Source organism: Pyrinomonas methylaliphatogenes (genome assembly GCF_000820845.2).
GTDB lineage: Bacteria > Acidobacteriota > Blastocatellia > Pyrinomonadales > Pyrinomonadaceae > Pyrinomonas > Pyrinomonas methylaliphatogenes.
This window is the reverse complement of record NZ_CBXV010000008.1, coordinates 337,221-360,119: the sequence shown is the minus strand read 5'-3', so window position 1 is coordinate 360,119 and position 22,899 is coordinate 337,221. Positions and strand designations below refer to the sequence as shown.

The 22,899-nt window shown below is 61.7% G+C and carries 18 protein-coding genes; 9 read left to right on the top strand and 9 right to left on the bottom strand.

Annotation, left to right across the window (positions count from 1 at the left end):
* Positions 1–155 precede the first annotated feature (155 nt).
* Positions 156–1,805: a transglutaminase domain-containing protein gene (locus tag PYK22_RS12765; protein ID WP_041977846.1), complete on the top strand. Its 1,650-nt coding sequence runs from the start codon at positions 156–158 to the stop codon at positions 1,803–1,805.
* Between the two features lie 184 nt (positions 1,806–1,989).
* Here the strand turns inward: PYK22_RS12765 and PYK22_RS16855 are convergent, their stop codons facing one another.
* Genes PYK22_RS16855 through PYK22_RS12750 form a run of 3 tightly spaced genes read right to left on the bottom strand, consistent with a single transcriptional unit; the run spans position 1,990 to position 4,094 of the window.
* Positions 1,990–2,907 carry a mechanosensitive ion channel family protein gene (locus PYK22_RS16855; protein WP_157770862.1) on the bottom strand — a complete coding sequence of 306 codons (918 nt, stop codon included), beginning with the start codon at positions 2,905–2,907 and terminating at the stop codon, positions 1,990–1,992.
* Positions 2,908–2,938: 31 nt separating this feature from the next.
* Positions 2,939–3,631 carry a sulfite oxidase-like oxidoreductase gene (locus tag PYK22_RS12755; protein WP_041977844.1) on the bottom strand — a complete coding sequence of 231 codons (693 nt, stop codon included), beginning with the start codon at positions 3,629–3,631 and terminating at the stop codon, positions 2,939–2,941.
* 31 nt (positions 3,632–3,662) lie between these two features.
* The gene (locus tag PYK22_RS12750; protein ID WP_041977841.1) at positions 3,663–4,094 is read right to left on the bottom strand and encodes a hypothetical protein; all 432 of its coding nucleotides are present in this window, start codon (positions 4,092–4,094) and stop codon (positions 3,663–3,665) included.
* A gap of 185 nt (positions 4,095–4,279) precedes the next feature.
* Here PYK22_RS12750 and PYK22_RS12745 point away from each other — a divergent pair, with 185 nt between their 5' ends.
* Both PYK22_RS12745 and PYK22_RS12740 read left to right on the top strand, forming a co-directional pair.
* A complete protein-coding gene (locus tag PYK22_RS12745; protein ID WP_211197702.1) occupies positions 4,280–5,614 on the top strand; it encodes a S8 family serine peptidase in 1,335 nt (444 codons plus the stop codon).
* A 123-nt stretch (positions 5,615–5,737) separates the two neighbouring features.
* Positions 5,738–5,989 carry a hypothetical protein gene (locus PYK22_RS12740; RefSeq protein ID WP_041977839.1) on the top strand — a complete coding sequence of 84 codons (252 nt, stop codon included), beginning with the start codon at positions 5,738–5,740 and terminating at the stop codon, positions 5,987–5,989.
* Between the two features lie 14 nt (positions 5,990–6,003).
* On the opposite strand, the gene PYK22_RS12735 is transcribed toward PYK22_RS12740, so the two are convergent.
* The gene (locus tag PYK22_RS12735; protein WP_041977837.1) at positions 6,004–6,954 is read right to left on the bottom strand and encodes a D-2-hydroxyacid dehydrogenase; all 951 of its coding nucleotides are present in this window, start codon (positions 6,952–6,954) and stop codon (positions 6,004–6,006) included.
* Between the two features lie 159 nt (positions 6,955–7,113).
* On the opposite strand from PYK22_RS12735, the gene PYK22_RS12730 reads away from it, so the two are divergent.
* Together PYK22_RS12730 and ttcA are read left to right on the top strand one after the other, a co-directional pair.
* Positions 7,114–7,803, top strand: a complete 690-nt coding sequence (locus PYK22_RS12730; RefSeq protein WP_041977835.1) for a dienelactone hydrolase family protein — start codon at positions 7,114–7,116, stop codon at positions 7,801–7,803.
* 227 nt (positions 7,804–8,030) lie between these two features.
* Entirely contained in the window at positions 8,031–8,885 is an 855-nt protein-coding gene (gene ttcA, locus PYK22_RS12725) for a tRNA 2-thiocytidine(32) synthetase TtcA (RefSeq protein ID WP_083437840.1), read from the top strand.
* 230 nt (positions 8,886–9,115) lie between these two features.
* Here ttcA and PYK22_RS12720 read toward each other — a convergent pair whose 3' ends face one another.
* The 4 genes from PYK22_RS12720 to PYK22_RS12705 form a co-directional block, all read right to left on the bottom strand.
* Complete coding sequence (locus tag PYK22_RS12720; protein WP_041978934.1) at positions 9,116–10,771, bottom strand: NAD+ synthase; 1,656 nt, start codon at positions 10,769–10,771, stop codon at positions 9,116–9,118.
* A 221-nt stretch (positions 10,772–10,992) separates the two neighbouring features.
* On the bottom strand, positions 10,993–12,603 hold the full coding sequence (locus PYK22_RS12715; protein WP_041978932.1) for a hydantoinase B/oxoprolinase family protein: 1,611 nt from the start codon (positions 12,601–12,603) through the stop codon (positions 10,993–10,995).
* Between the two features lie 217 nt (positions 12,604–12,820).
* Entirely contained in the window at positions 12,821–14,794 is a 1,974-nt protein-coding gene (locus PYK22_RS12710) for a hydantoinase/oxoprolinase family protein (protein WP_211197701.1), read from the bottom strand.
* 92 nt (positions 14,795–14,886) lie between these two features.
* Positions 14,887–15,981 carry a Gfo/Idh/MocA family protein gene (locus PYK22_RS12705; RefSeq protein ID WP_041977830.1) on the bottom strand — a complete coding sequence of 365 codons (1,095 nt, stop codon included), beginning with the start codon at positions 15,979–15,981 and terminating at the stop codon, positions 14,887–14,889.
* A 144-nt stretch (positions 15,982–16,125) separates the two neighbouring features.
* On the opposite strand from PYK22_RS12705, the gene PYK22_RS12700 reads away from it, so the two are divergent.
* Together PYK22_RS12700 and rsmI are read left to right on the top strand one after the other, a co-directional pair.
* Positions 16,126–16,644 (top strand): hypothetical protein, encoded by a 519-nt coding sequence (locus PYK22_RS12700; protein ID WP_041977828.1) that lies wholly within the window; start codon positions 16,126–16,128, stop codon positions 16,642–16,644.
* A 189-nt stretch (positions 16,645–16,833) separates the two neighbouring features.
* Positions 16,834–17,691: a 16S rRNA (cytidine(1402)-2'-O)-methyltransferase gene (gene rsmI / locus PYK22_RS12695; protein ID WP_041977826.1), complete on the top strand. Its 858-nt coding sequence runs from the start codon at positions 16,834–16,836 to the stop codon at positions 17,689–17,691.
* 63 nt (positions 17,692–17,754) lie between these two features.
* Here the strand turns inward: rsmI and PYK22_RS12690 are convergent, their stop codons facing one another.
* Positions 17,755–18,837: a 2Fe-2S iron-sulfur cluster-binding protein gene (locus PYK22_RS12690; RefSeq protein WP_041977824.1), complete on the bottom strand. Its 1,083-nt coding sequence runs from the start codon at positions 18,835–18,837 to the stop codon at positions 17,755–17,757.
* A 352-nt stretch (positions 18,838–19,189) separates the two neighbouring features.
* Between PYK22_RS12690 and PYK22_RS12685 the strand changes: the two genes are divergently transcribed.
* Positions 19,190–19,849, top strand: coding sequence for a cytochrome c3 family protein (locus PYK22_RS12685; protein WP_041977822.1), 660 nt, complete (start codon positions 19,190–19,192; stop codon positions 19,847–19,849).
* Positions 19,850–19,867: 18 nt separating this feature from the next.
* On the top strand, positions 19,868–22,894 hold the full coding sequence (locus PYK22_RS12680) for a TAT-variant-translocated molybdopterin oxidoreductase (protein ID WP_041977820.1): 3,027 nt from the start codon (positions 19,868–19,870) through the stop codon (positions 22,892–22,894).
* Positions 22,895–22,899: the final 5 nt, after the last annotated feature.

Below are 22,899 nucleotides of genomic sequence, written 5' to 3'. Positions count from 1 at the left end.
GCGAGGCACAGCGATTGCTAACTTCTTCGGCACGGAAGGGAAGTGCGAAAGTTCGTGCGGTCCTCGATGTGCTGGTGTTGATCATCCCGACGGACTTCTGATTCTTGCTGATTGCTTTGGCCCCGCAATGATCCTCATCTGTAGTGGGGGTGAAGATGATCTTTCTCTTGCGACCACGTGTCTTGCAGCGGAGCGAAGTAGCGCGAAACGGATGGTTCTTTCTGCTGATCTCTTTCTTTTCGATCTTCAGCTATAGCGTCGTCTACTTCTGGTCGCTTCAACGCGCGGCCTCTTCTCCCGTGCCTTTTAGCGACTACCGCATCGATCTTCCCGAAGGGGTGACTGTCGTCACCGTTTCGGACCCGCGCCACGGCGCGAAACCGATCGCTCAATTGACGATCGAACGTCGTGGGGATCAGATCTTGGGCGTGCCTCGCCGGGTCGTGCGCATACCGCCGCGCGAACCTGTCAGTGAAGGTGATGCCGCTTTCTTTCGTCGGGAGATGCTCGGTCTTTTCCCCATGCAGGCATCGGTGTGGGACAAAGCGAACGCCATTCGCGAGTGGCTCGCGCGCCTACCGCATCGCATCTCGGTTCCGGGCCTTGCGACGCGCCATGCGCGTGAAGCCTACTTGCAGATGCTTGCCGGTGAGCCGGTCCTTTGCGCTAATCTCGCCGAGATCTACGTCGCCGCTTGCCAGGCGGCGGGGTTGGCGGCGCGCACCGTCGGCATGAGCCTGCTCGTGCGAAACGGCGATTTCGGGCGTGATACGCATGTCGGCGCAGAGGTCTGGATTCCAGAACTGGGCGGATGGGTTTATCAGGATCCGACGTTCAACTGCTACTGGGAGGTCGATGGCAAACCGGCAAGCGCGCTCGAACTGCATGAAGCTCTTCTCGCCAAGCGTCCGATCGAATTGCGACCGCGCGGGAGGGAGATCAGCGGCCTGATCGATCAGACGACGATCGATCCGCGTCTCTACTTCCGCTACATCTACTACGAATACAAAATTGGCGGCACGGTCCTCCATTTTGCCGATCCGCGGTTGGAGCCGGCCCATCTTTCCGATCCCAACTGGATTCAGACCGATGATCCGGAGGCGATCAGGCGATTGGATTTAGAAGGCAACGTGGTTGTGGACCAGCGCGGGGAGATCGCTCCGGGAATCTTCGTGCAGATCATTCGGGGCGGGCTTTTCGTGCGCGACCGGCGCCAGGGCGTGCGCGGCATTCGCGTTCGCTCGTCAAGCGGTCCAGTCAAAGCCTGCGCTTACGAGCACCAGCGGGCGGCGGAACTCGGCGTCTTCGCCGGTCGGAACTACGTCTCGAACGGTTCCTTTCATCAGTTGGGCGAATCGGGTGCGCTGGCCGAGGGGTGGTCGATCTCCGGACCGGTGGAGGGGATGGCTGCGCTCGGCGGTCAAGGATTGGCTGGACGCGCAGGGGCTCGATTGTGGCAGCGCGTGAGCGTCGAGCCGGGCAAAAGTTACCTGCTTTACGCCAAGGTCAATGTGCCGGCCAATCGAGTGCGTTGGATCTTCAGCGAGCCGGGAAACGAGCGGGAAAGCGCAGTCGGAGAGTGCGAACCTGAACGCATTAGCGAGATCGTTTCCGACGTGATCACGAGTCGCAACGGTCAACTCGAAGTCGCCTTCGAGCTTCCGGAAGGCGGCGCGCTGCGCGTGCTCGAGGTGATCGTCAGCGAGGTCCCGCGCTTCGATCACCCCGTTGGCGAAGAGACGGCTGAAGCTGGGCCACGCGAAAGACGCATCGCTTCGCGCCTTGCGCGGCGGCCCAGCAGATGAGTGAGGTTGAAACAGATCTCTGCGCGTTTTCCAGCAGGTCGCGTTGATCCGATATCCGAGGTAGCGATACGAGAGAGAGTCGAGACGAACGAAGCGGCGGCGTCGGCTGAAGCTGATCCGACATCCGAAGTAGCGATACAAAGCGCACGTCAGATTGCGGCACGATTCGATCCGCAGTCAGGCGTCAATCTTCTGTTGGTGGCACTGGGGCGCTCTCTTTTTCCGTTTCCTCCTTGGTTTCCGGCGTCGCCCGCTTGAGCGCGACCGTCGTGACGTTGAGGCCCGCTCCTGCGAAGAGTTTGCGAACCGCTTGAGCGACCTCTTTCTCCATTTCGGTCGCATCGATCCGTTGCGGGTCGCGCCAGAAGTGGGCCAGCAGTTGAAGCTTGTCGCCCCTGAGGCGCGCCGTAACTTGAGGTTCGACGCGGCCCGCCAGTGAAGGTATCTGCGCGAGCGCCTGCGCGAGTAGCCCGCGAGCAACTTCCGTGCTGTCGCTGCCGCTGAGTTCGACTTCGATCGCCTCGCGCACGAGTTGCACGCTGCGGTTGTTGATGACGACCTCCGTAATGAGCTTCGAATTCGGGATGATGATCATCCGCCCATCGTAACCGCGCAACACCGTATCGCGCATGCGTATGGTTTCGATCTTCCCTTCATACGTGCCCATCGCGATCTGATCGCCGATCTGAAACGGGCGGTAGATGAGGAGCATGATGCCCGAGATCAGGTTCGACAGCACGTCTTTGAGCGCAAAGCCAAGCGCGAAACCGGTCAATCCGAGACCGGTGATGAGCGCCGTTATGTCGAGGCCCATTTTGGGCAGCGCCGTGAACAATCCGAGCATGAGGATGCCGTAGTAGCAGATGCGCGAAAGCAGCAACATGATGTTGACGTCGCCGTGTACGCGCGGGACGACGGATTGGATCAGATTGCGTGCGGCGCGTGCGATGAGAAAGAAGACGAGCAGGATGATCAATCCGGTGAGCAAGCCGGGGATGGCGGCCAGCAGCCGCGCGCGGATTTGCGTGACCACCTGTTCCAACCATTCGGGCAGGAAGATGATCTGTTGCCACATGAGAACGAGATCGAGAGCGATGCACATGATTGAGCGGGAAGACGTGAGCTGATCGCCGCTATCCTTCGCCCCGTTCGCGGAACCTTTCGCCATCCGGCCCGACCCACGGGTTGCCGCGCATGTGATAGCCGCCCTCTTCCCAGAAGCCCGGTCGATCGCGTTCGAGAAACGTTATGCTCTTGACCCACTTGGCCGACTTCCAAGCGTAAAGCCGCGGCACGATCAATCGCACTGGCCCGCCATGTTCGGGCGGGATCGGTTTGCCATCGTGCTCCCAAGCGAAGAGGGAATCTTCCGCCAAGAAGTATTCGAGCGGAAGATTGGTCGTCCAGCCATTGTCGTAAGCGGTGACGAAGACGAAGCGGGCTTCCGGTCTGAGGCCGACGCGCCGAGCGATCTCGCGCGTCGCGACGCCGGTCCAGATGTTATCGAGTCTGGACCAGCGCGTGACGCAATGGAAATCGGCGTAGACGCGGACTGCGGGCAAGCTCATGAATTCCGCGAGCGTCCAACGCTGTGGACGTTCGACTAGGCCGTTAACTTCGAGCGTCCAGTTCGCCAGATCTATGTGCGGTGTGCCGTGCGCGTCGAGGACGGGCCATTTGCGCGTGCGCGTCTGTCCTGGCGGCAGACGGTTCTCGCGCCGCGTGTCCGGGCTGATGATCAGATCGGGATCGTTCAGCTCTTCAGGGCGACGCGGCTCGCCCCGCTGGTAGTAAGGATCTTCGAAGAGGTTACTCAAAAAGCTCATGCGTCGCTCCTTGCCGCGAACCGAAGGCCCATTAGCGCTCTTTTCGTCCGGCGCGTTCGGCGGCAGCCAGAAGTTCTGCCGGCAGCCATTTGCTTAAACCCTGCTCGAGCGCGGTGCGGATCCCTTTGCTCCGATCGTGCCAACGATCGGCGCTGCCGAGCGGTCCGCGCTCGCGCTCGTACCGTTCGGTCTGCTCTAAGCTCATCAGGATGCCGTCGATGATCTCGCTCCAGTCTTGGCGTTGTATGCCGCGCAAGGCGATCGCCAAGCCAGCGGACCAATCCTCTTCAGGCGCGCGCGCATCCTGTTCCGGGATGGCGAGTTTATCCGCTGGCGGAAAAGGCGATCCGCGGTACTCTTCGAGCAGTCGCTGCTTTAAATCTTTGAGCGATAGGTTCGGGTTTTCGCGCCACAAACTTTGCGCGCGACGAAAGATGTCGGCAACGGTCGGTTGAGTGCTCATCTTTTTCGCTCCCAGAAGATAAGTTACACGTTCGCCGTGTGAAGCTCAACTTCAGAATCGACGAGGCTGAGAACCGACATGTGAAGCGCCCTGGCGAGCCGCCGGTCGAGGAAAGTCTTGCTTTCGTTCGCTCGCCTCAGGCATCATAGCTGCCCTGGCCCGTTCGGGTCGAGATCTGAAGGGCGGTGTCCACCGAAACGATCGTTACGGACGAGATGATCGGACATGCCTGCCCGGTTTGCCGCCGACCGAGCGCGGCCGGGCATGTTCGTCTCGAATCACTCGCGGATTCGTTGCAGCGGCTGGTGATCGCTAATGTCGGCCCCGTCGCATCGTTGTGTGCGCGCTGTGCGAGCCTTTTTGCACGCGCTGAACGGCAGCTCCACACGCACGCCGCCATCTTCGAACAGGGGGGCGCGGTTTTGCCGATCCACTTGCGGCTTGATGCCGATGAACGTTTCACCGGACGTGGCATCGTCATCGCCTTTCTCGATTCTGGCTTCTACGCGCATCCGGATCTGACTACGCCGCGCAACCGCATCGTCGCTTATCACAGCATCATCCCGCACGACGCATCATCGCTGGAGAGTGCGGACGTCGCAAGCTGGCACGGCATGATGACTTCGGTCGTCGCGTGCGGTAACGGCGCGCTCTCCGGCGGGCTCTATCGCGGATTGGCTTCGGAAGCGAGCCTCGTTCTGGTCAAGATCAGCGACGCCGGACGCATCCCGGAGCGCAACATCCGGCGCGGCTTGGAGTGGGTGCTCGCCAATCGCGAGCGGTACGGCATACGCATCGTGAACATCTCGGCAGGCGGAGACCGCGAAGCCTCATATCTTCACAACGCGCTCTCTAAAACGGTCGAACGGGCCGTGCGCGCCGGACTCGTCGTCGTCTGCGCCGTCGGCAACGCTGGCCTGCAACCGAACCATCCGGTCTATCCGCCGGCGAGCGCGCCTTCGTGCATCGCCGTCGGCGGACTCGACGATCAGAATTCGCCCGACCGCGCGCGGCGCGGCATCTACCGTTCATCCTACGGACCGACGATCGATGGATTGCAAAAGCCCGAAGTGATCGCGCCCGGCATCTGGGTCGCCGCCCCAATCCTGCCGCGCACGCCGACGGCTGCCGAAGCGGAGCTTTACGCCATGCTTGATCGCGCATCGGATGACGAACTGCGGGCGATCATCGAACGAAACGCCGAAGTGGACAGAGAACTCTTTGAAGCGCGCACGCTGCCCGCCTATCTGCTCCGTCAATTGATCGCGATCAAGCTGCGCGAAGGGAACGTCATCAACGAGCACTACAAGCACGTAGACGGCACTTCGTTTGCTGCGCCGATCGTCACGTCGCTCGTCGCTTGCATGCTTGAAGCCAATCCGACATTGACGCCGCAGCAGGTCAAAAGAATCTTGATCGACACGGCCGAGCGCGTGCCGACTGTGGAAGTCGATCGTCAAGGCTGGGGCGTCATCGCACCACGGCGCGCGATCGAAGCGGCGCTCGCGCTTCGTCGCTGATGCTTAAGAGGATGGGAGTCGCGCTTGGCTGGACAGTCCCGACGAAGCTGTGAGACAATCGAGCGGCTAACCGGCAAGCACACCTTTATTGCGTGAAAAATCTGGATCACACGAAGAGAGGAGATGCGAGAAGAGAACATGACCGCGCCAACGAGCGCGCCTGATGCGGAGACATCTCAAGGCGCCGAAGCTCAAGCGGAGACGGAGGAGATCACTTATCACGCCGTCGAGAAAGATGGACAGGTCACGGCCATCTGGGAGATGAAGGGGCGCAAACACTTGCGCACGATCGATCCGCGTTCGCGGCTGGGGCGTGAGATACTGCGCCACTACACGCCGGATACGACCGAAGATGCCGAAACGACATCGCAGTAAGGCCTCATCGAATCTCAGACGATAGCGTTCTTCAGTTCGCCGCGGGCGAAGCTTTCGATGTTCTCGACGATCTGTTCGACCAAATTTTGCGCGGCTCTTCGACTGGCCCAAGCGTTATGCGGCGTTACGATCAGGTTCGGGATGTCCGCGGCGAGCAGCGGATTCATCTCGCGCGGAGGCTCTTGACTGAGAACGTCTATCCCGGCTCCGGCGAGCCGCCCTTCGCGCAGCGCTTCGGCCAACGCCTGTTCATCGACGAGGCGCCCCCGCGCACAATTGATTAGGATCGCATCCGGGCGCATCAGGGCGAGTTCCTCTCGACCGATGAGGTTTTGCGTTTCGGGCGTGAGCGGCACGTGTAACGTTACGATGTCGCTTCGGCGTAGCACTTCGATAAACGGCGTCCGTCCGGCCCGCACTTCGCGCGCCCCCTTCCGTTCGGCGCGAAGGACGTTCATCCCGAAGGCGAGCGCCAGGCGTTCCACTTCGCGCCCGATGGCTCCAATCCCGACGATGCCGAGCGTCGCGCCTTGCAGATCTTCTATTGGATAATCGAGCAGGCAGAAATGCGTCGCGCGCTGCCAAGCGCCGTCGCGCACCTCTTCGTGATAACGGATGAGATTGCGGCGAAGCGCGAGCATCAACATAAGGGCGTGCTCGGCGACCGAGTGGCGCGAATAGTCGCGCGCGTTGGCGACCCGAATGCCGCGCTCTTTGCAAGCTTCGAGATCGATATTATCGACGCCCGTTGCGGCGACGACGATCAACTTCAAATCCGAAAGCGCCGCGATCGCGTCTGCTCGGATCGGAACCTTGTTCGTAATCGCGATGTGCGCGCCGCGCAACCTCTGCACGACTTGATCGGGCGCGGTCGCCTCGTACTCGATCCATTCGTGCGGAACGGTTGGGCGGCGAATCTCCGCTTTGATCGTGCCGCGATCCAAGAAGACGATCCTGTCCGTCATTTGACCTCGATGGAAGTTTGTTTGTTCAATAATTCCGTGAGCCTAGCCGTGCTCTGGCCGCGCTCGTCGCGAGCGCCGCATGAGAGCGCGACAGTAGAAGCTTGAAGTTTTGCGCAGGACACCTTTGGCAGTCAAACCGTTCGACTTTTGGAGGAAGCTATGGCAGGAGAGATGGTCCAGTTTCAAAGCAACGGCAAACAGACGGAAGGCTACTTAGCCGTCCCGGCTTCGGGCAAAGGGCCGGGCGTCATCGTCATTCAAGAGTGGTGGGGGCTTGTGCCGCACATCAAGCGCGTGGCCGATCGTTTCGCCGAAGAGGGCTTCGTCGCGCTCGCGCCCGATCTTTATCACGGCAAGACGACGAAATCGCCCGACGAAGCGGGCAAACTGATGATGGCGATGAACATCGCCGAAACGGAGAAGGACTTGCGCGGCGCGATCTCGTACTTGCTCAATCATCCGGCGGTGACGAGCAGCAAGGTCGGCACCGTCGGCTTCTGCATGGGCGGCGCGCTCTCGCTCTACGCCGCGACGAAGAACCCGCAAGTGGGCGCGTGCGTCGTCTTCTACGGCGGCCATCCTAACGTCAAACCGGAACTCGAAAAGCTCGAGGCGCCGATGCTCGGGCTATATGCCGAGCGCGATACGTTCGTCACGCCGGAAGCGGCGCGCGAGCTCGAACGGCGCTTGAAAGAGCTCGGCAAACAGGTTGAGATCCACATCTACAAGGACGCCGATCACGCCTTCTTCAACGACGATCGCCCCGAAGTCTACAACCGCGAGGCGGCGGAAGATGCGTGGCGGCGCACCATCGAGTTCTTCCGTCGGCATCTGCAACAAAAAGCTTGAGATCACTTCGAGCGACCAGCCATCTCCTATCTTGGTAAGCGAGCAACTTCCAAACGGGATGCTGGTCGCATCTCGCATCCGTGCAGTCGGCTTACAAAGCATCCAGCTTCAGGTTAGCTTAGATTGATGCTGATCGCACCTCGCATCCGTGCAGTCGCCGGGTTGCTTTTGCGCGCGCTTCTCCGACAAAATCTTGTGTTGGAGCGCAGGCTCCGAAAGGCAGTGTGATGTTCGTCGAAAGCAAAATCAAAACCAAGCTGCTTCGCCAAATGGGCGAAGCCATCGAAGACTTCAACATGATCGAGTCGGGCGACCGCGTGATGGTCTGCCTGTCGGGCGGCAAGGACAGCTACACGATGCTCGATCTGCTGCTCGACGTACAGAAGCGCGCGCCCGTCAAGTTCGACATCCTCGCCGTCAATCTCGATCAGGGGCAGCCCGGTTTTCCCAAGCACGTGCTTCCCGAGTACTTGAGCGCGCGCGGCGTGCCCTTTCGCATCGTCGAACGTGACACCTACTCGATCGTCAAGCGGCTCGTGCCCGAAGGCAAAACTTATTGTTCGGTCTGCTCGCGCCTGCGGCGCGGCATCCTCTATCAAACGGCGGTGGAAGAGGGTTGTTCGAAGATCGCGCTGGGCCATCATGCCGACGACATCATCACGACCTTCTTGCTCAACCTCTTCTTCATCGGGCAACTCAAAGCGATGCCGCCCGTGCTGCGCTCCGATGACGGCAGAAACACGATCATCCGCCCGCTCGCTTACTGCCGCGAACGCGACATCGCCGAGTTCGCCGCCGAGAAGAACTTCCCGATCATCCCGTGCGACCTGTGCGGCTCGCAGCAGAATTTGAAGCGCGCGCGCATCAAGCGCCTGATCGGCGAACTCGAGCGCGAGATCCCGCACATCCGCAGCTCGATGCTGACGGCGCTCGGCAACGTCACGCCGTCGCATCTTCTCGACACCAAACTCTACGATTTCAAACGGTTCGCTCCCGTCACCGGAGACATCGAAGCCGAGCTCGACGCAGCGCTCGGCCTCAACGAAGAGGGGGCTACCGAACTGGCCCAGTTGAGCAGATGAGCTAGCTGCAGCGCGCGAAGAGCAAGCGAGAAACGGCAGTGCGCATCAAAGATGTTCCGCCGTCAGTGCGGCCTAGCTGCGGCGCGCGCGAAGAGCAAGCGAGGAACGGCAGGCGACGGTTTGGCGCGTCTTCGGTTGATCTGATCGCCTGCGTGCGCGCCGAGGCGGGGATCGTCTTCGATCATGCGACGATTGCTCGCACCTGCCGGACCGAACTTCGGGGCGATTTTTCATTCCATCACGCGGCGATAGCGGTGCGTGACGGGTCGCCTGCGTCCGATGCCGATCGCGTTGCGCGAGATGATCAGCGTCGGCGGAAGCTGTCGCCGCTTGAACTCGTTGGCCGGCGATTCCACGCGATTGAGCACATCGTAAACCAACCGCGCGTCGTTGCCTGCGGCGATGATCTCCTCGGGCGTCGCGCGCTGTTCGAAGTAGAGCTTCAGGATGGGATCGAGCTTGTCGTATGGTGGCAAGCTTTGATCATCGAACTGGTCCGGCGCAAGCTCCGCTGACGGGCGCTTTTCGATGATCGCGCGCGGGATCAATTCGCGTTCGCGGTTGATGTGGTGCGCAAGCGCATAGACTTCCGTCTTCAACACATCGCCGAGCACGGCCAAACCGCCGTTGGTGTCTCCGTAGAGCGTGCAGTAACCGAGCGCTAGTTCCGACTTATTGCCGGTCGAAAGGAGCAATCTCCCTTCAGCGTTGGAGATGGTCATCAGAATGCAACCGCGAAGGCGCGATTGAAGGTTTTCCGCGGCGAGCGATTCGCCGCCGCGCGTCGGGCGTTTCAAATTCAATTCGCGCACCAACACTTCAAAGGCTTCGCTGATCGGATGAAGGCGCGTCTCCATCCCTAGACGGCGGCCCAACTCGCGCGCGTCTTCGACGCTGCCGCGCGAAGAGAAGGGCGACGGCATCATCACGCCGAGGACGTTCTCCGGACCGACGGCTTCACACGCGAGCGCGGCGACCACCGCCGAATCTATTCCGCCCGAAATGCCGATGACGACGCGCTCGAAGCGATTCTTGCGCGCGTAATCGCGTATGCCGAGCACGAGCGCTTGATGAACTGTCTCGATGTCGTCGCCCGTCAAGCAACGCTCGTGTCGCACGCCGGAATCGAGATCGACCGTACCGATGAACTCTTCGAACGGCGGAGCTTGCAAGATAGTTTCGCCATGCTGGTCCACGACGAGGCTCGCGCCATCGAAGATGATGCCGTCGTTGCCGCCGACGAGATTGACGAAGACGACCGGCAGGTGCGCCAAGCGCGCGCGATGCGTAACCATAGCGCAGCGTATGCCCATCTTCCCTTTGTTGAACGGCGACGCGTTGATCGCAACGAGCAGCCGCGCTCCCATGCGGATGAGTTCATCGGTCGGGTCTTCGTCGTAGAGGCGCTCGCGCCAGAAGGTCTTGTCGTTCCAGAAATCCTCGCAGATGGCGATGCCGACCGGAGTGCCGTCGATCTCGAAGAGCCGTCGTTCGCGTGCCGGCTCGAAATATCGCGGATCGTCGAAGACGTCGTACTCGGGAAGAAGCGTTTTGTCGGCGAAACCCAATAGCTCGCGGTTGCGGATCACGGCAGCCGAGTTGAAGAGCTTGCGCCCGTTGCTTTCGCCGGTCGGGCGTACCGTGCCGACGATGGCCGTGATGCCTTCGGTGACCGGAATGATCCGCTCGAGCGGGCGCAGCGCCGAACGCGCGATGTCTGGATCGAGGAACCAGTCGAGCGATGTATAGCCTTGCACGCAGACTTCGGGGAAGACGACGAGATCCGACTTTTCGCGCTTGGCCTGTTCGATGGCGCGGATGATCCGCTCGGTGTTGCCTTCGTAATCGCCGTTGGTCGTGTTTATCTGGGCGATGGTGACGCGCATCTTCGGAATCGCTCCTCTTTCTTGCAGCATAGCACGAAGGGCGCGCGGCCATCCAAAAAGCGCAGCGCGAGAAAGAATCGAACAGAACAGTCTCTTGGCGGCAACGAGGGTGTGCCGCGATAGATGGTTTCACGCTCGCATATCAAACGCAGCTTCGCTTGCCGCGCCGCGTTCGCCGCGATAGATGGTTTGACGCTCGCAGTTCCATCACGCGCGCATTTTCATCGAGCGGAAGGTTCGCCGTATCCGCCGCCGCCCGGCGTTTCGATGCGCACGCGATCGCCCGCTTCAAGTTGCCATGTGCCTTTGGCCTCGATCGGCTCTTCGCGGCCATCGCGCCGCACGATCACATCGCGCCCGATCGCGCCATCTTCGCCGCCGCGCAGACCGTAAGGAGCTAGACGGCGACGTTCGGCCAGTAAACTTACGCGCGCCGGCGCGAGCAGTTCGATCTCGCGCACGACGCCATCGCCGCCGCGCTGTCGCCCGCGTCCGCCCGAACCGCGCCGCACGCCGTAGCGGCGCACGCGCAGCGGATAAGCGTACTCCAAAGCTTCGGCGGGCGTGTTCAAGCTGTTGGTCATGTGCGTGTGCACGGCATCGAGGCCGTCGAGCGTCGGGCGCGCGCCCATGCCGCCGGCGATCGTCTCGTAGTAGCTGAACTCCGCGCCGGTTCGCGGGTCCATGCCGCCGATCGTCAAGTTGTTCATCGTCCCTTGGCTCGCCGCCGGGATCTTTTCCGGAAGAGCCTGCGCGAGCGCTTTGAACAACACATCGACGATGCGCTGCGACGTTTCGACGTTGCCGCCGGCGACCGCTGCTGGTGGACCGGCGTTGACCACCGTTCCGCGCGGCGCGATGACGCGAATCGGCTCCATCAATCCGGCGCTCATCGGCACGTCCCGCTCTTCGATCAAGCAACGGAAGACGTAAGCGACGGCGGAGACCGTGATCGCTTCGACCGCATTCACCGGACCGCGAACCTGCGGCGCGCTCCCCGTGAAATCGACCGTCGCCCGTTCACCACGGATCTCGATGCGCACGCGAATCGGAATCGGATCATCACTCAATCCATCACCATCCAAAAGATCTTCCGCGCAGTAAACGCCATCGGGGATGGCAGCGATCGTTGCGCGCATCAGCCGCGCGCCATAAGCGATCAGGTGTTCGGCGTAATCGAGCGCTTCGCGCGCGCCGTTTCTTCCGATGATTTCGCGCAAGCGCGCAGCTCCGGTGCGAAGTGATCCGATCTGCGCTTCGAGATCGGCGCGCCGTTCATCCGCCGCGCGCACGTTGGCGAAGATCAACTTCAACAGATCTTCGTTGAGCCATCCGCCCCTTACGATCTTCAGCGGCGGAATGCGCACGCCTTCGCCGTAGATGTCCGCCGCCACGCCCATCGACCCCGGCGACGCGCCCCCGACATCGGCATGATGCGCGCGATTGGCGACGTAAAAGAGCGTTCGATGGCTCTTCGCTCGAGTGCGGCGACCATCTTCGCTTGCACCGACAACAGGCATGACGAGCGTAATGTCGGGCAGATGCGTCCCGCCGGCGAACGGGTCATTGAGCGCAACCACGTCGCCCGGCTCGATTGCACTCTCTCTGAGCGCGGCGGCAACGGCCATCGGCATCGAACCGAGATGGACCGGCATGTGATCGCCCTGCGCGATGACGCGCCCGCGCGCGTCAAATATGGCGCACGAGTAGTCGCGCCGTTCTTTGATGTTTGGCGAATAAGCGGCGCGCCGCAACGCCGCGCCCATCTCTTCGGCGACCGAAGTGTAGAGCGCGCGATAGATTTCAAGCGTCACTGGATCGAAATTCTTCATCTGACCTTCGCCGTTCTCCGTGAGCGCGGATCGTTTGCGCTCGAATCGACTTTGCGCTCCCGCAGGGCTCACCGCGCGTGGACTGCTTCCTGTGAGCGCGGATCGTTTGCGCTCGAATCGGGCCTCAGTGAAGCGAACCGCTTCGAGTGGTCATGCCTTCGCGCTGCTTCGAGCCTTTCTCCGAAATCGGAGTTCGTTTTTCGACTCTCGGACGCGATCAAGGCTCGATGACGAGATTGCCGAACCGGTCCACATACGCGCGCGCGCCCGCGGGGATGAGCGTCGTCGAAGAGTATTCCGTGACAATGCACGGCGCGACAAGTCGGGCGCCCGGCGAAAGATCTTCCCGACGATAAAGGTTACAGGGGCGCGCCCCATCGTCGAAGATCACGTTGACGCGCTGCGCGCTGGCGCGACGTGCCCGCATCCTTTTCGCTTTTTGTTCTGCGATCTTTTCGACTATTCCAACGGAACGCACGCGCACGCTTACGATCTCAACGGGACTTCCGCGTCGCGCGTAGCCATAGCGCATCTCGTGCGCGCGATGGAAGGTCTTCGCTGGGTTCATCTTCGGACGCCAACGAAGTTCGAGTTCGAAGGACTGTCCGCGGTACCGCGCGGCCAAGAAGCGTGTGTGCTTTTGTCGCGCGAAGCCTTCGCGTTCCAGCGCGCGCGCGTTCTGTTCTTCGAGTTCACGGAAGAGCGCTTCGATGTCTGCGAAGCGCTCTTCGCAGAGCATGACGGTACGTGTCTGCTCGCGCACGACATCAGCGGCGAGCACGCCAAAGGCCGAAAGCGCGCCGGGATCGCGCGGCACAATGACGCGCGGGATGCGCAAAGCGCGCGCGAGCGCGACCGCATGAAGGCCGCCCGCGCCGCCGAAGGTGACGAGCGTAAAGCGACGCGGATCATGGCCGCGTTCCACGGAGACGGCGCGAATGGCGCGCTCCATGTTCGCGTTGACGACGCGCAGGATGCCGAGCGCGGCTTCTTCCACGCTCACTTTACGGCTCGCCGCTGCGCTCAGCTCACGCGCCAGAGCTTCGATGGCGGAGCGCGCGCGTCCGACATCGAGCGGGAAAGCTCCGCCGAGCAGCGCGCCATCGCCGAAACGGCCCAGGACCAAATTCGCATCGGTCACCGTCGGCAGATCCGACTTCCCGTAGCAAGCCGGGCCGGGATCGGCTCCGGCTGATTCTGGACCGACGCGCAAAGAGCCGCCGCGATCCACGCGCGCGACCGATCCGCCGCCCGCTCCCACGGTGTGAATCTCGAAACAGGGGATGGCGATGGGGATGCCGGAGACGACCATCTCGCGCGTGGTGTGCACTTCGCCATCGGCGCAAAGCGCCACGTCGGTGGAAGTTCCGCCCATGTCGAAGGTGATGATGTCGCGCGCGCCTATCGGTCGCGCAACATGAAGCGCACCGACTACGCCGCCCGCTGGACCAGAGAGCACCGTGCGCACTGGTTCGGTTGCTGCCGTCTCGGCGCCGATGCTTCCGCCCGAAGATTGCATGATGCGCAAGCGCGGCACGTCGCGCCCGAGCCGTTCGATGTAACGGCTCATCAAAGGCTGAAGATAGGCATTAGCCACCGTCGTCGAAGCGCGTTCGTACTCGCGGTACTCGGGCAAGATCCGGTGCGAGACGGAGAGCGGCACGCCGAGTGCGGATAGAGCGGCGGCGATCTTCCGTTCGTGCGCTGGATTGGCGAAAGAGAAGAGCAAGCAGACGGCCACCGCTTCAACCTTCGCTTCGCGCAAACGGCGAACGATCTCTTTCACTTGGTCATCATCGAGCGGTTCGAGCGTCGTGCCGTCTGCCGCCGTGCGCTCGCGCACGCCGAGACTCAACCCGTCGGCGACGAGCGGTTGCGGTCGCGTGACGTTGAGATCGTAGAGGTGCGGGCGCGCTTGCCGCCCGATGATGAGCAGGTCCTCGAACCCGTGCGTGGTGACGAACGCGACGCGCGCGCCGCGCCTTTCAAGGAGCGCGTTGGTGCCGACGGTCGTTCCATGCACGACCTCGATCTCATCGGGCGCAAGCTGCAACTCACTGCAGATGCGGCGCACGCCTTCGAGCACGGCGCGCGATGGGTCGTGCGGCGTCGAAGGGAGTTTGAAGATGCGGATTTCGTTCCCGATGCTGTAGATGAAGTCCGTGAAAGTCCCGCCCGCATCGACGCCCACGCGAACGATGCCACGTCTTGGCCTTTTCGGCTGGCGAGCGGGGAGTTTCGGCATGCGGTTCAACTTTCGATCTTTTCGATCAAAAGCTAAGCTCATGAGCCGTTCACGCTGGTCCAGCAGCCGCTTTCGTGCGCGCGCCGCGCCGCGTCGAGCACGAGTTGCACGCGATGCCCATCGGCGAACGTTGCCGCCCCTTCGACCGAACGGCGGCCTTCGCGCAACGCTTTGACGATCTCGCGCGCAAACGCGGTAAAACCGCGCGACCAGCCGTTGTCTAGCAAGCCGGGCGCGAGATCGGTCGGCTCGACCGGCACCATCTCCCACCGATCTCCGCTGGGTTCCGCGCGCCAAAGCTCGCCACGCTCTTCGATGCGCAGCGCGCCGCGCGTTCCGAAGATCTCGGTGAAATGATCCTGCCGTCCGGCTTCGACCACCGACAGCGAAATCAATCCGGTCGCGTCCTCCACCAAGTCCGTCTTCGCTAGTCGCAGCAGAAGGAGCGCTTCGTCATCGGACGTTACGGGCCGCATCGCGCCCGTCTGCGCGTCGCGCCGCTCTTTGATGTGCGTCGCAAGCGAGCAGCAGACTTCTTCGACTTCCGTCCCGAGCAACCAGCGGACCGAATCCACGGCGTGCGAGCCGATGGCGCCGAGCACGCCGCCGCCCTGCTTCGCATCCGACCACCAGTTCCACGGGCGGTCTGGGCGCGCGCGCGTCGCGTTGCGAAAGAAGATTTTGATGTGGGTTACTCTGCCGATCTCGCCGCTCTGGACCAGTTCGCGCATCCGTCGCCGCCCGTTCAAGAATCGCAGTTCGTGATCGATGAGCGCGAAGGCTCCGGTCCGTTCGGCGCGCTCGACCATGCGCCGCGTCTCATCGGCATTCATCGCCATCGGCTTTTCGCAGAGCACCGCCTTGCCTGCATCCAGCGCGGCGAGCGCCATCTCCATGTGCGTCGCGGGCGGCGTGACGATGCTCACCAGATCGAGGTCATCGCGCGCGACCAGCTCACGCCAATCATCCGCGACGTGCGGGATGTTGAACGTCTGCGCCACTCGCGCGGCGTTTTCGCGATGGCCGCTCGCGATGGCGACCACGCGCGCGCCTTCGCAGGCGAGAAAGGCCGGAATCTGCGTTGTGCGGGCGAACCCCGTGCCGATGATGCCAATTCGCACCGTGTCACCCATGATCGTCGATCCCTAGCTCGCGTTCAAACGTGAAGAGCTTGGCAACTTATCACGTGCGGGCGCGGCGCGACAAGTTCAAACTCTCCGCGCGAAAGCGGCGATCGGCATTAACCTCGGCGGTCGGAAGTGTTACCATCGCTGGCGATGGCCGAAGATCGCGAATCATACGAACGTTTGTTGGAAGAGGCTCTCGAACGGGCGCGCCGCGAGGGGGCGAGCGAAGTGCTCGAGTATATCGTCTTACGCGCCTCGAACGATCGGCTGCGCAAGGCCGGCATCGAATGGCTCGATCGCGAACTGAGCGGAATCGTCGCCGAACTGAATCGCGCCGGGGGCGGTCTCGCTCTCGAACGCGCCGAAGAGCATAGGTTCAAGGTCGGGAGCGCGACCATGACCGGCGTGCGGTTAGCGGTGCGCGGCGCAGGCTTTCGCGCGCTGACGGTTGAAGCCGGATGGCCGCGCAGTCCGCGCGATGGCATCGTGCGCGGCGGATTGGCCTGCGCGCAGCTCAGGCGCTTCGGCAGTCCGGCGAGCGAAGAACTCGTCCTCGTCTGCGAACGCCAGGGCGCGCCGCGCTGGATGGCGCGCGACCACATGGGGCGCCTGCACCCGTTTACGGTTGAACGCCTGCGCGCGCACGTCGAAGCTTTGCTCGAACGATGAAGGGCGCTCGAACTGATCGCCGCAAAGGCGCAGCGAGTCGAAATTCCCGGGGAAGAAGCGATCGCGCTGTGGCGATGCGCGTTCGAGCCGCCACGAAATCGCCGCGAGTTAAAGCTTCAAAGGGGCGCAGCGGCAGTTGCCCGTCGAAGACGGCGACGAAAGCTTTGCGAAGTTCGCCATCTCGTTGACATGTCCGGAACGCTCTACGTCGTCGCGACGCCAATCGGCAATCTTGAAGACATCACGCAGCGGGCCTTGCGCGTGTTGGCGGAAGCGGATCTCATCGCCTGCGAAGACACGCGCCACACGCGCAAACTGCTCGCGCACTACCGAATCGAACGACCGACCATCAGTTATCACGAACACAACGAGCGCGAACGCGCCGAACAGATCGCCGATCGCATTGCGGCGGGCGAACAAGTGGCGCTTGTCGCTGACGCGGGCACGCCCGCGATCAGCGATCCCGGCTATCGTCTGGTGCGCGAGTGTCTGGCGCGCGGATTGAAGGTCGTGCCCGTTCCCGGTCCGGCGGCCTTCGTCGCCGCGCTCGTCGCTTCGGGACTGCCGACCGATCAGTTCTTCTTCGGCGGTTTCTTGCCCGCGAAGAGCCATGCGCGGCGCGCGCGTTTGATGGAAGTACGCGCGCTTGCGGCGACGCTCATCTTCTACGAAGCGCCGCACCGCCTGGCCGCGTCGCTCGCCGATGCGCGCGCGATACTCGGCGAGCGCCAAGCCGCCGTGGCGCGCGAATTGACCAAACTCCATGAAGAGATCGCGCGCGGCAGTTTGAGCGAGCTGGCCCAGCGTTTCAGCCGGGAAAAAACGCGCGGCGAGATCGTCCTCGTCATAGATCGAGCTGAAGCGGCGACCGAAGAGGAGCTCTCCCGGCATGATGATTTGGCTGCAGCATTGGAGCGGAAGATCTCGCAGCTCGAGGATGAGGGGATGGACCATCGTGCGGCGTTAAAGCGCGCGGCGCGCGAACTCGGGTTGAAACGCGATGAGGCTTACAGGATCTGGATGGCAACGCGCGCGCGCCGGACTTGATCGAATCCGTAGTCTTCCAAAAGCCGGCGCGTCAAGGCGAAATAACGCGCCAAAACCCCTCGCTCAAGAGCTGAGATTGGACGATTCGATGATCCGATCGCCGCTATCTTCCGCTCCATCCTTGGGCGCATCCGCCGCTTCGCCTTTGAGGAGTTTGCCGAAGTAACCGTTCCACGGTGGGATCACGATGGAGACCGCGCCATAAGCTTTCGCTTGGCATGAAAGGCGGATGATCGGGCGCGGCTCATCCGTGTCGATGTAACCGAAACGCGGCATCATACGCCTTTCGAGCTTGCCGACCTCGGAGAGCTTCTCCGCTCCACCCAATACCCCAACCCAGCATGTGCCGCAGGCTGCCGAACGACACTGGACCGGGATCGGCCCTTCGCCCGCCACGCAGCGCGGATCGCGCAAATGCCACGGACGCTTGTCCGAAGCCGCGGCCCAGGCGATCTCCTGCGTGTGGACCAGCTTGAAGTGAGCTTCGGGATCGTTCTCGTTGAATGTGACCGTCCAAACCTTATCCTCTGTCCGAAGAAAACCGAAAAGCCCTTGCCGATCATCGCGCGCGCGCGCTTTCAAGACCTGTTCCGGCGTGCGCCGAAGCGCCCATTCGCTAAGTCGTATCGTGCCCGGCGCGCGTTTGACCGCTTCCAAACCCGCTTGGCGGACGGTCATGAAGGCGACGGCGGTAATGCCGATGGTGAGCGCTTCAGCCACACCGAGATCGCGCGAAGCGCGACGCGCCACCTCACGGATCTGCTCGGCGAGCGAAAGCTGGGCGTTCCCGGTGGAGAAACGCTCCGCAAACTCGATCACCGCGCGTTTGATCGTGGGCCAGTAACGATGGCCGTACAGGAAGTAATGAGACTCGTCGATCTGATCACGCAAACGGTAACGGCCCTGAAGCAGCAGCTCGCGCGCAAGCTGTTCCGGGTCGGGGGCGCGCTCAAGCGCGCGCGCTAAAGCGAGCGGGAAGAAGTGAAACCAAATGCGCGTGGCGTTTTGGTCCACTTTGTGGATGTGCGGTAAGAGCGCGGCAATAGCCTGCGCCCAATCCTCTTCGCTCTGCTCATGAAGGAAAGCTTCGAAAGGATGCGCCGGTAGGTTTGGTCTCTCGGCTTGATGAAAAACTATCTCTTCCATCGTCCTTCGATGCCCGTCCGAATTTGAACTCTAAACGACGTTTGCTTGGCGACGTGAGAGGGCAGAAAGCGCATAAGTTTAACCGAGAACGGGCGCGGAGCCAAATCCGGGCGAGGCTAGATTAGAACGGTTGAAAAATTTAGAATGCTTAAAAAATAAGATAAATTGTAGCCGATAACTTGCTCCGCGAGTGAAAAATGTAGTATGAGTAGAGTGCTCCGCTAGCGGAGTCTCACGTTACAGTGTGTGCGAGTTGCATAAACTCGGCGGTGTTGTCGAGACGTTCGGCTAGGTCTACGATCTTTCAAGGTCGCTCGTTAAGTGGTTTTGAGACAAGCGAGAAGGTGAGGTAATGCCGCAGCTATTTCGTCCGAGCGCGAACTCGATTGCGAGGATAAGCATATTCGGTGCCGTCTTCATCATCGCTTCAGCCATCTTCCTCGTCATCGCGTTCCAACGCTCATCTTACATTACGAAGGCATACGTCGAAGTCGAGCAACCCGTGCAGTTCAGTCACAAGCATCACGTCGGTGACGATGGCATCGATTGCCGCTACTGTCACATGTCGGTCGAGGTTTCGGCCTCGGCTGGCATGCCTTCGACGCAGACGTGCATGAACTGCCACTCGCAGATTTGGGCTGACAGCCCTTATCTTGAGCCAGTTCGTGAAAGTTGGCGCACGGGACGTCCGCTCGAATGGAATCGGGTGCACGATCTGCCCGATTTCGTCTACTTCAACCACAGCATCCACGTCAACAAAGGCATCGGATGTTCGACCTGTCATGGACGCGTCGATCTGATGCCGGTCGTCTGGCAGGTGGCCTCGTTGCAGATGGAATGGTGTCTGCAATGTCATCGCGCGCCCGAAAAGTTCGTGCGCCCGCGTGACCAGATCTTCAACATGGAATGGCAACCGGGGCCGGACCAGGAAGAGAAGGGGCGCGAGTTGGTTAAGGCCTACGACATCAAAAGCCCAGCGGTGTTGACCAGTTGTTCGACGTGCCATCGCTAATTAGCGGAAAGGTTCATTATGGCTAAAGAAGCGACGCCTCAGGAATTAGTGCAGATTCGTCCGCGCCTTAGTACGCTCCTTCACAAGGCGCAACAGGAGCGGGGACGCCGCTTCTGGCGCTCTCTGGAAGAGTTGAGCGAGACGCCGGAGTTTCTCGAATATCTTCAACGCGAGTTCCCGCACGGGGCTGCGGAGTGGAACGATCCGGTCGGGCGGCGGCGCTTTTTGAAGCTGATGGGCGCTTCGCTAGCGCTCGCCGGATTGAGCGGTTGCGTCTATCAGCCGCAGGAGCAGATCGTCCCATATGTGCGCCAGCCAGAGGAGATCGTGCCGGGCAAACCGCTCTTCTTCGCCACGGCGATGCCCTTTGCCGGCGAAGCGATCGGCCTGCTGGTGCGCAGCAATGAAGGGCGCCCGACCAAAATCGAAGGCAATCCGGAGCATCCCGGAAGCCTCGGCGCGACCGACCTGTGGGCGCAAGCTTCGATCTTGCAACTTTATGATCCGGATCGCTCGCGCACGCTCCTCTATCTCGGCGACATCTCGTCTTGGTCGGCATTTTTGAGCGCCATCCGGACGGCGATGGTCGAGCAGGATGGAAAGCGCGGGGCGGGTTTGCGCTTGCTGACCGAGACGGTCATTTCGCCGACGCTGGCCGATCAAATCAGGACTCTCCTGCAAAAATACCCTGCCGCCAAATGGCATCAGTATGAACCGGTGACGCGCGACAACGTGCGGCTGGGAGCGCAGATGGCTTTCGGTCAACCGGTCAATACGATCTACCGTTTCGATCAAGCGGCGCGTGTGCTTTCGCTCGACGCCGATTTCCTGTTCCGCGGCCCGGGCCATTTGCGTTATGCGCGCGATTTCGCCAATCGGCGGCGCGTCGTTGCCACGCAGAGGGACATGAACCGGCTCTATGTGGTCGAGACTTCGCCGACGATTACGGGAGCGGTGGCCGATCATCGTCTGCCAGTCAAGCCGAGCGAGATGGAATCGCTAGCGCGCGCCATCGCGTCGGGCGTCGGGGTCAGCGGTGCTGGGGGCGAGGCGGCGAATGCGAAGTACGGCTCTTGGATCAGCGCCGTCGTGCGCGATCTTCAGCAGCATCGCGGCTCCTCGATCGTCATCGTCGGCGATGAGCAGCCGCCCATCATCCACGCGCTTGCGCACGCGATCAACGCCGCGCTCGGAAACGTCGGGCGGACCGTCCTCTATACCGATCCGATAGAGGCCAATCCGGCCATTCAAACGGAGAGTTTGCGCGAGCTTGTGGCCGATATGGAAGCGGGGCGCGTCGAGATGCTTGTGATCCTCGGCGGGAATCCCGTTTACAATGCGCCAGCCGATATCCCGTTCCGTGCGGCTTTGGAGCGGGTCCCGTTGCGCGTGCATCTCGGGCTTTATCGGGATGAGACGGCGGATCTGTGCCACTGGCACGTCCCCGAGGCGCACTACCTCGAGTCGTGGAGCGATGCGCGCGCGTATGATGGGACGGTTTCGATCATCCAACCGTTGATCGCGCCGCTTTATCAGGGCAAGACGGCCCATGAGATCTTGGCTGTGCTAAACGATCAACCTGATCGAACCTCATATGATGTCGTGCGCGATTATTGGCAACGGCAGCACAGCGGCGGCGATTTCGAGATGTGGTGGCGGCGCGCGTTACACGACGGCATCATACGCGATACGGCTTTCCAGACGCGCACGCTGACGCCGCGGGCGGAATTCCCGGCTCAGGCGGTGAACCAGCCGGCGCGAGGGTTCGAGGTCGTCTTCCGTCCCGATCCGTCGGTCTACGACGGGCGTTTCGCCAATCTGGGCTGGTTGCAGGAGTTGCCGAAGCCGCTCACTAAGCTCACGTGGGACAACGTCATCTACATGAGCCCGCGGACGGCGGAACGGATGGGACTCGATCGAGTCGTCGGCAGTCGCGGCGGCGAGATCTGGTCAGAGATCGTCGAATTTCGCTTCAAAGGGCGGAGCGTGCGCGGTCCCGTTTACCTCGTGCCGGGGCATCCTGATGATTGCGTCACGGTCTTCTTCGGTTACGGGCGCGAGCGGGCCGGGCGCGTTGGCGATAAGATCGGCTATAACGCTTTCGCCGTGCGCACCGCGGATGCGATGTGGAGCGGGGCTGGAGGTGAGATCGTCAGGACCGGCCAAGAGTATCAGCTCGCTTCGACGCAACTCCATTTCTTGATGGAGGGGCGCGATCTGGTGCGCGCCACCACGCTCGAGGAGTATTTGCGCGATCCGGAGACGGTGCATAAGCGCGATCACCAGCCGCCGCAGGATCTATCGCTATACCCGCAGTACCAGTACGATGGTTATCGTTGGGGGATGGCGATCGATGTCAGCGCGTGCATCGGCTGCAACGCTTGCATCGTCGCTTGCCAAGCGGAGAACAACATCCCCGTAGTGGGCAAGGAGCAGGTGGCGCGCAGCCGCGAGATGCACTGGTTGCGCGTCGATACCTATTACGAGGGCGCGCCCGAGAACCCGACCACGTATTTTCAACCGATCCCATGTCAGCAGTGCGAAGTGGCGCCGTGCGAAGTGGTCTGTCCGGTCAATGCGACCGTGCACAGCGCCGAAGGGCTGAACGACATGGTCTACAACCGGTGTGTCGGCACGCGCTATTGCTCGAACAATTGTCCGTACAAGGTGCGGCGCTTCAACTATCTGCTCTATCAAGATTGGGACACACCGACCTATAAGCTGATGCGCAATCCGGAGGTGACCATCCGCTCGCGCGGCGTGATGGAGAAGTGCACCTATTGCGTGCAGCGAATTCAAGCGGCCAAGATCGAAGCGGAGAAGGATGGGCGGCGCGTGCGCGATGGCGAGATCCTAACCGCGTGTCAAGCGGTCTGTCCGACCGAAGCGATCATCTTCGGTGATCTCAACGATCCAAGTAGCCGGGTCGCGAAATTGAAGGCTGAAAAGCGCAACTTCGCGCTGCTCGGCGAATTGAACACGCGACCGCGCACGAGCTATCTCGCCGCGCTTCGCAATCCTAATCCGGAACTGCAGGGAGCATAGACCGA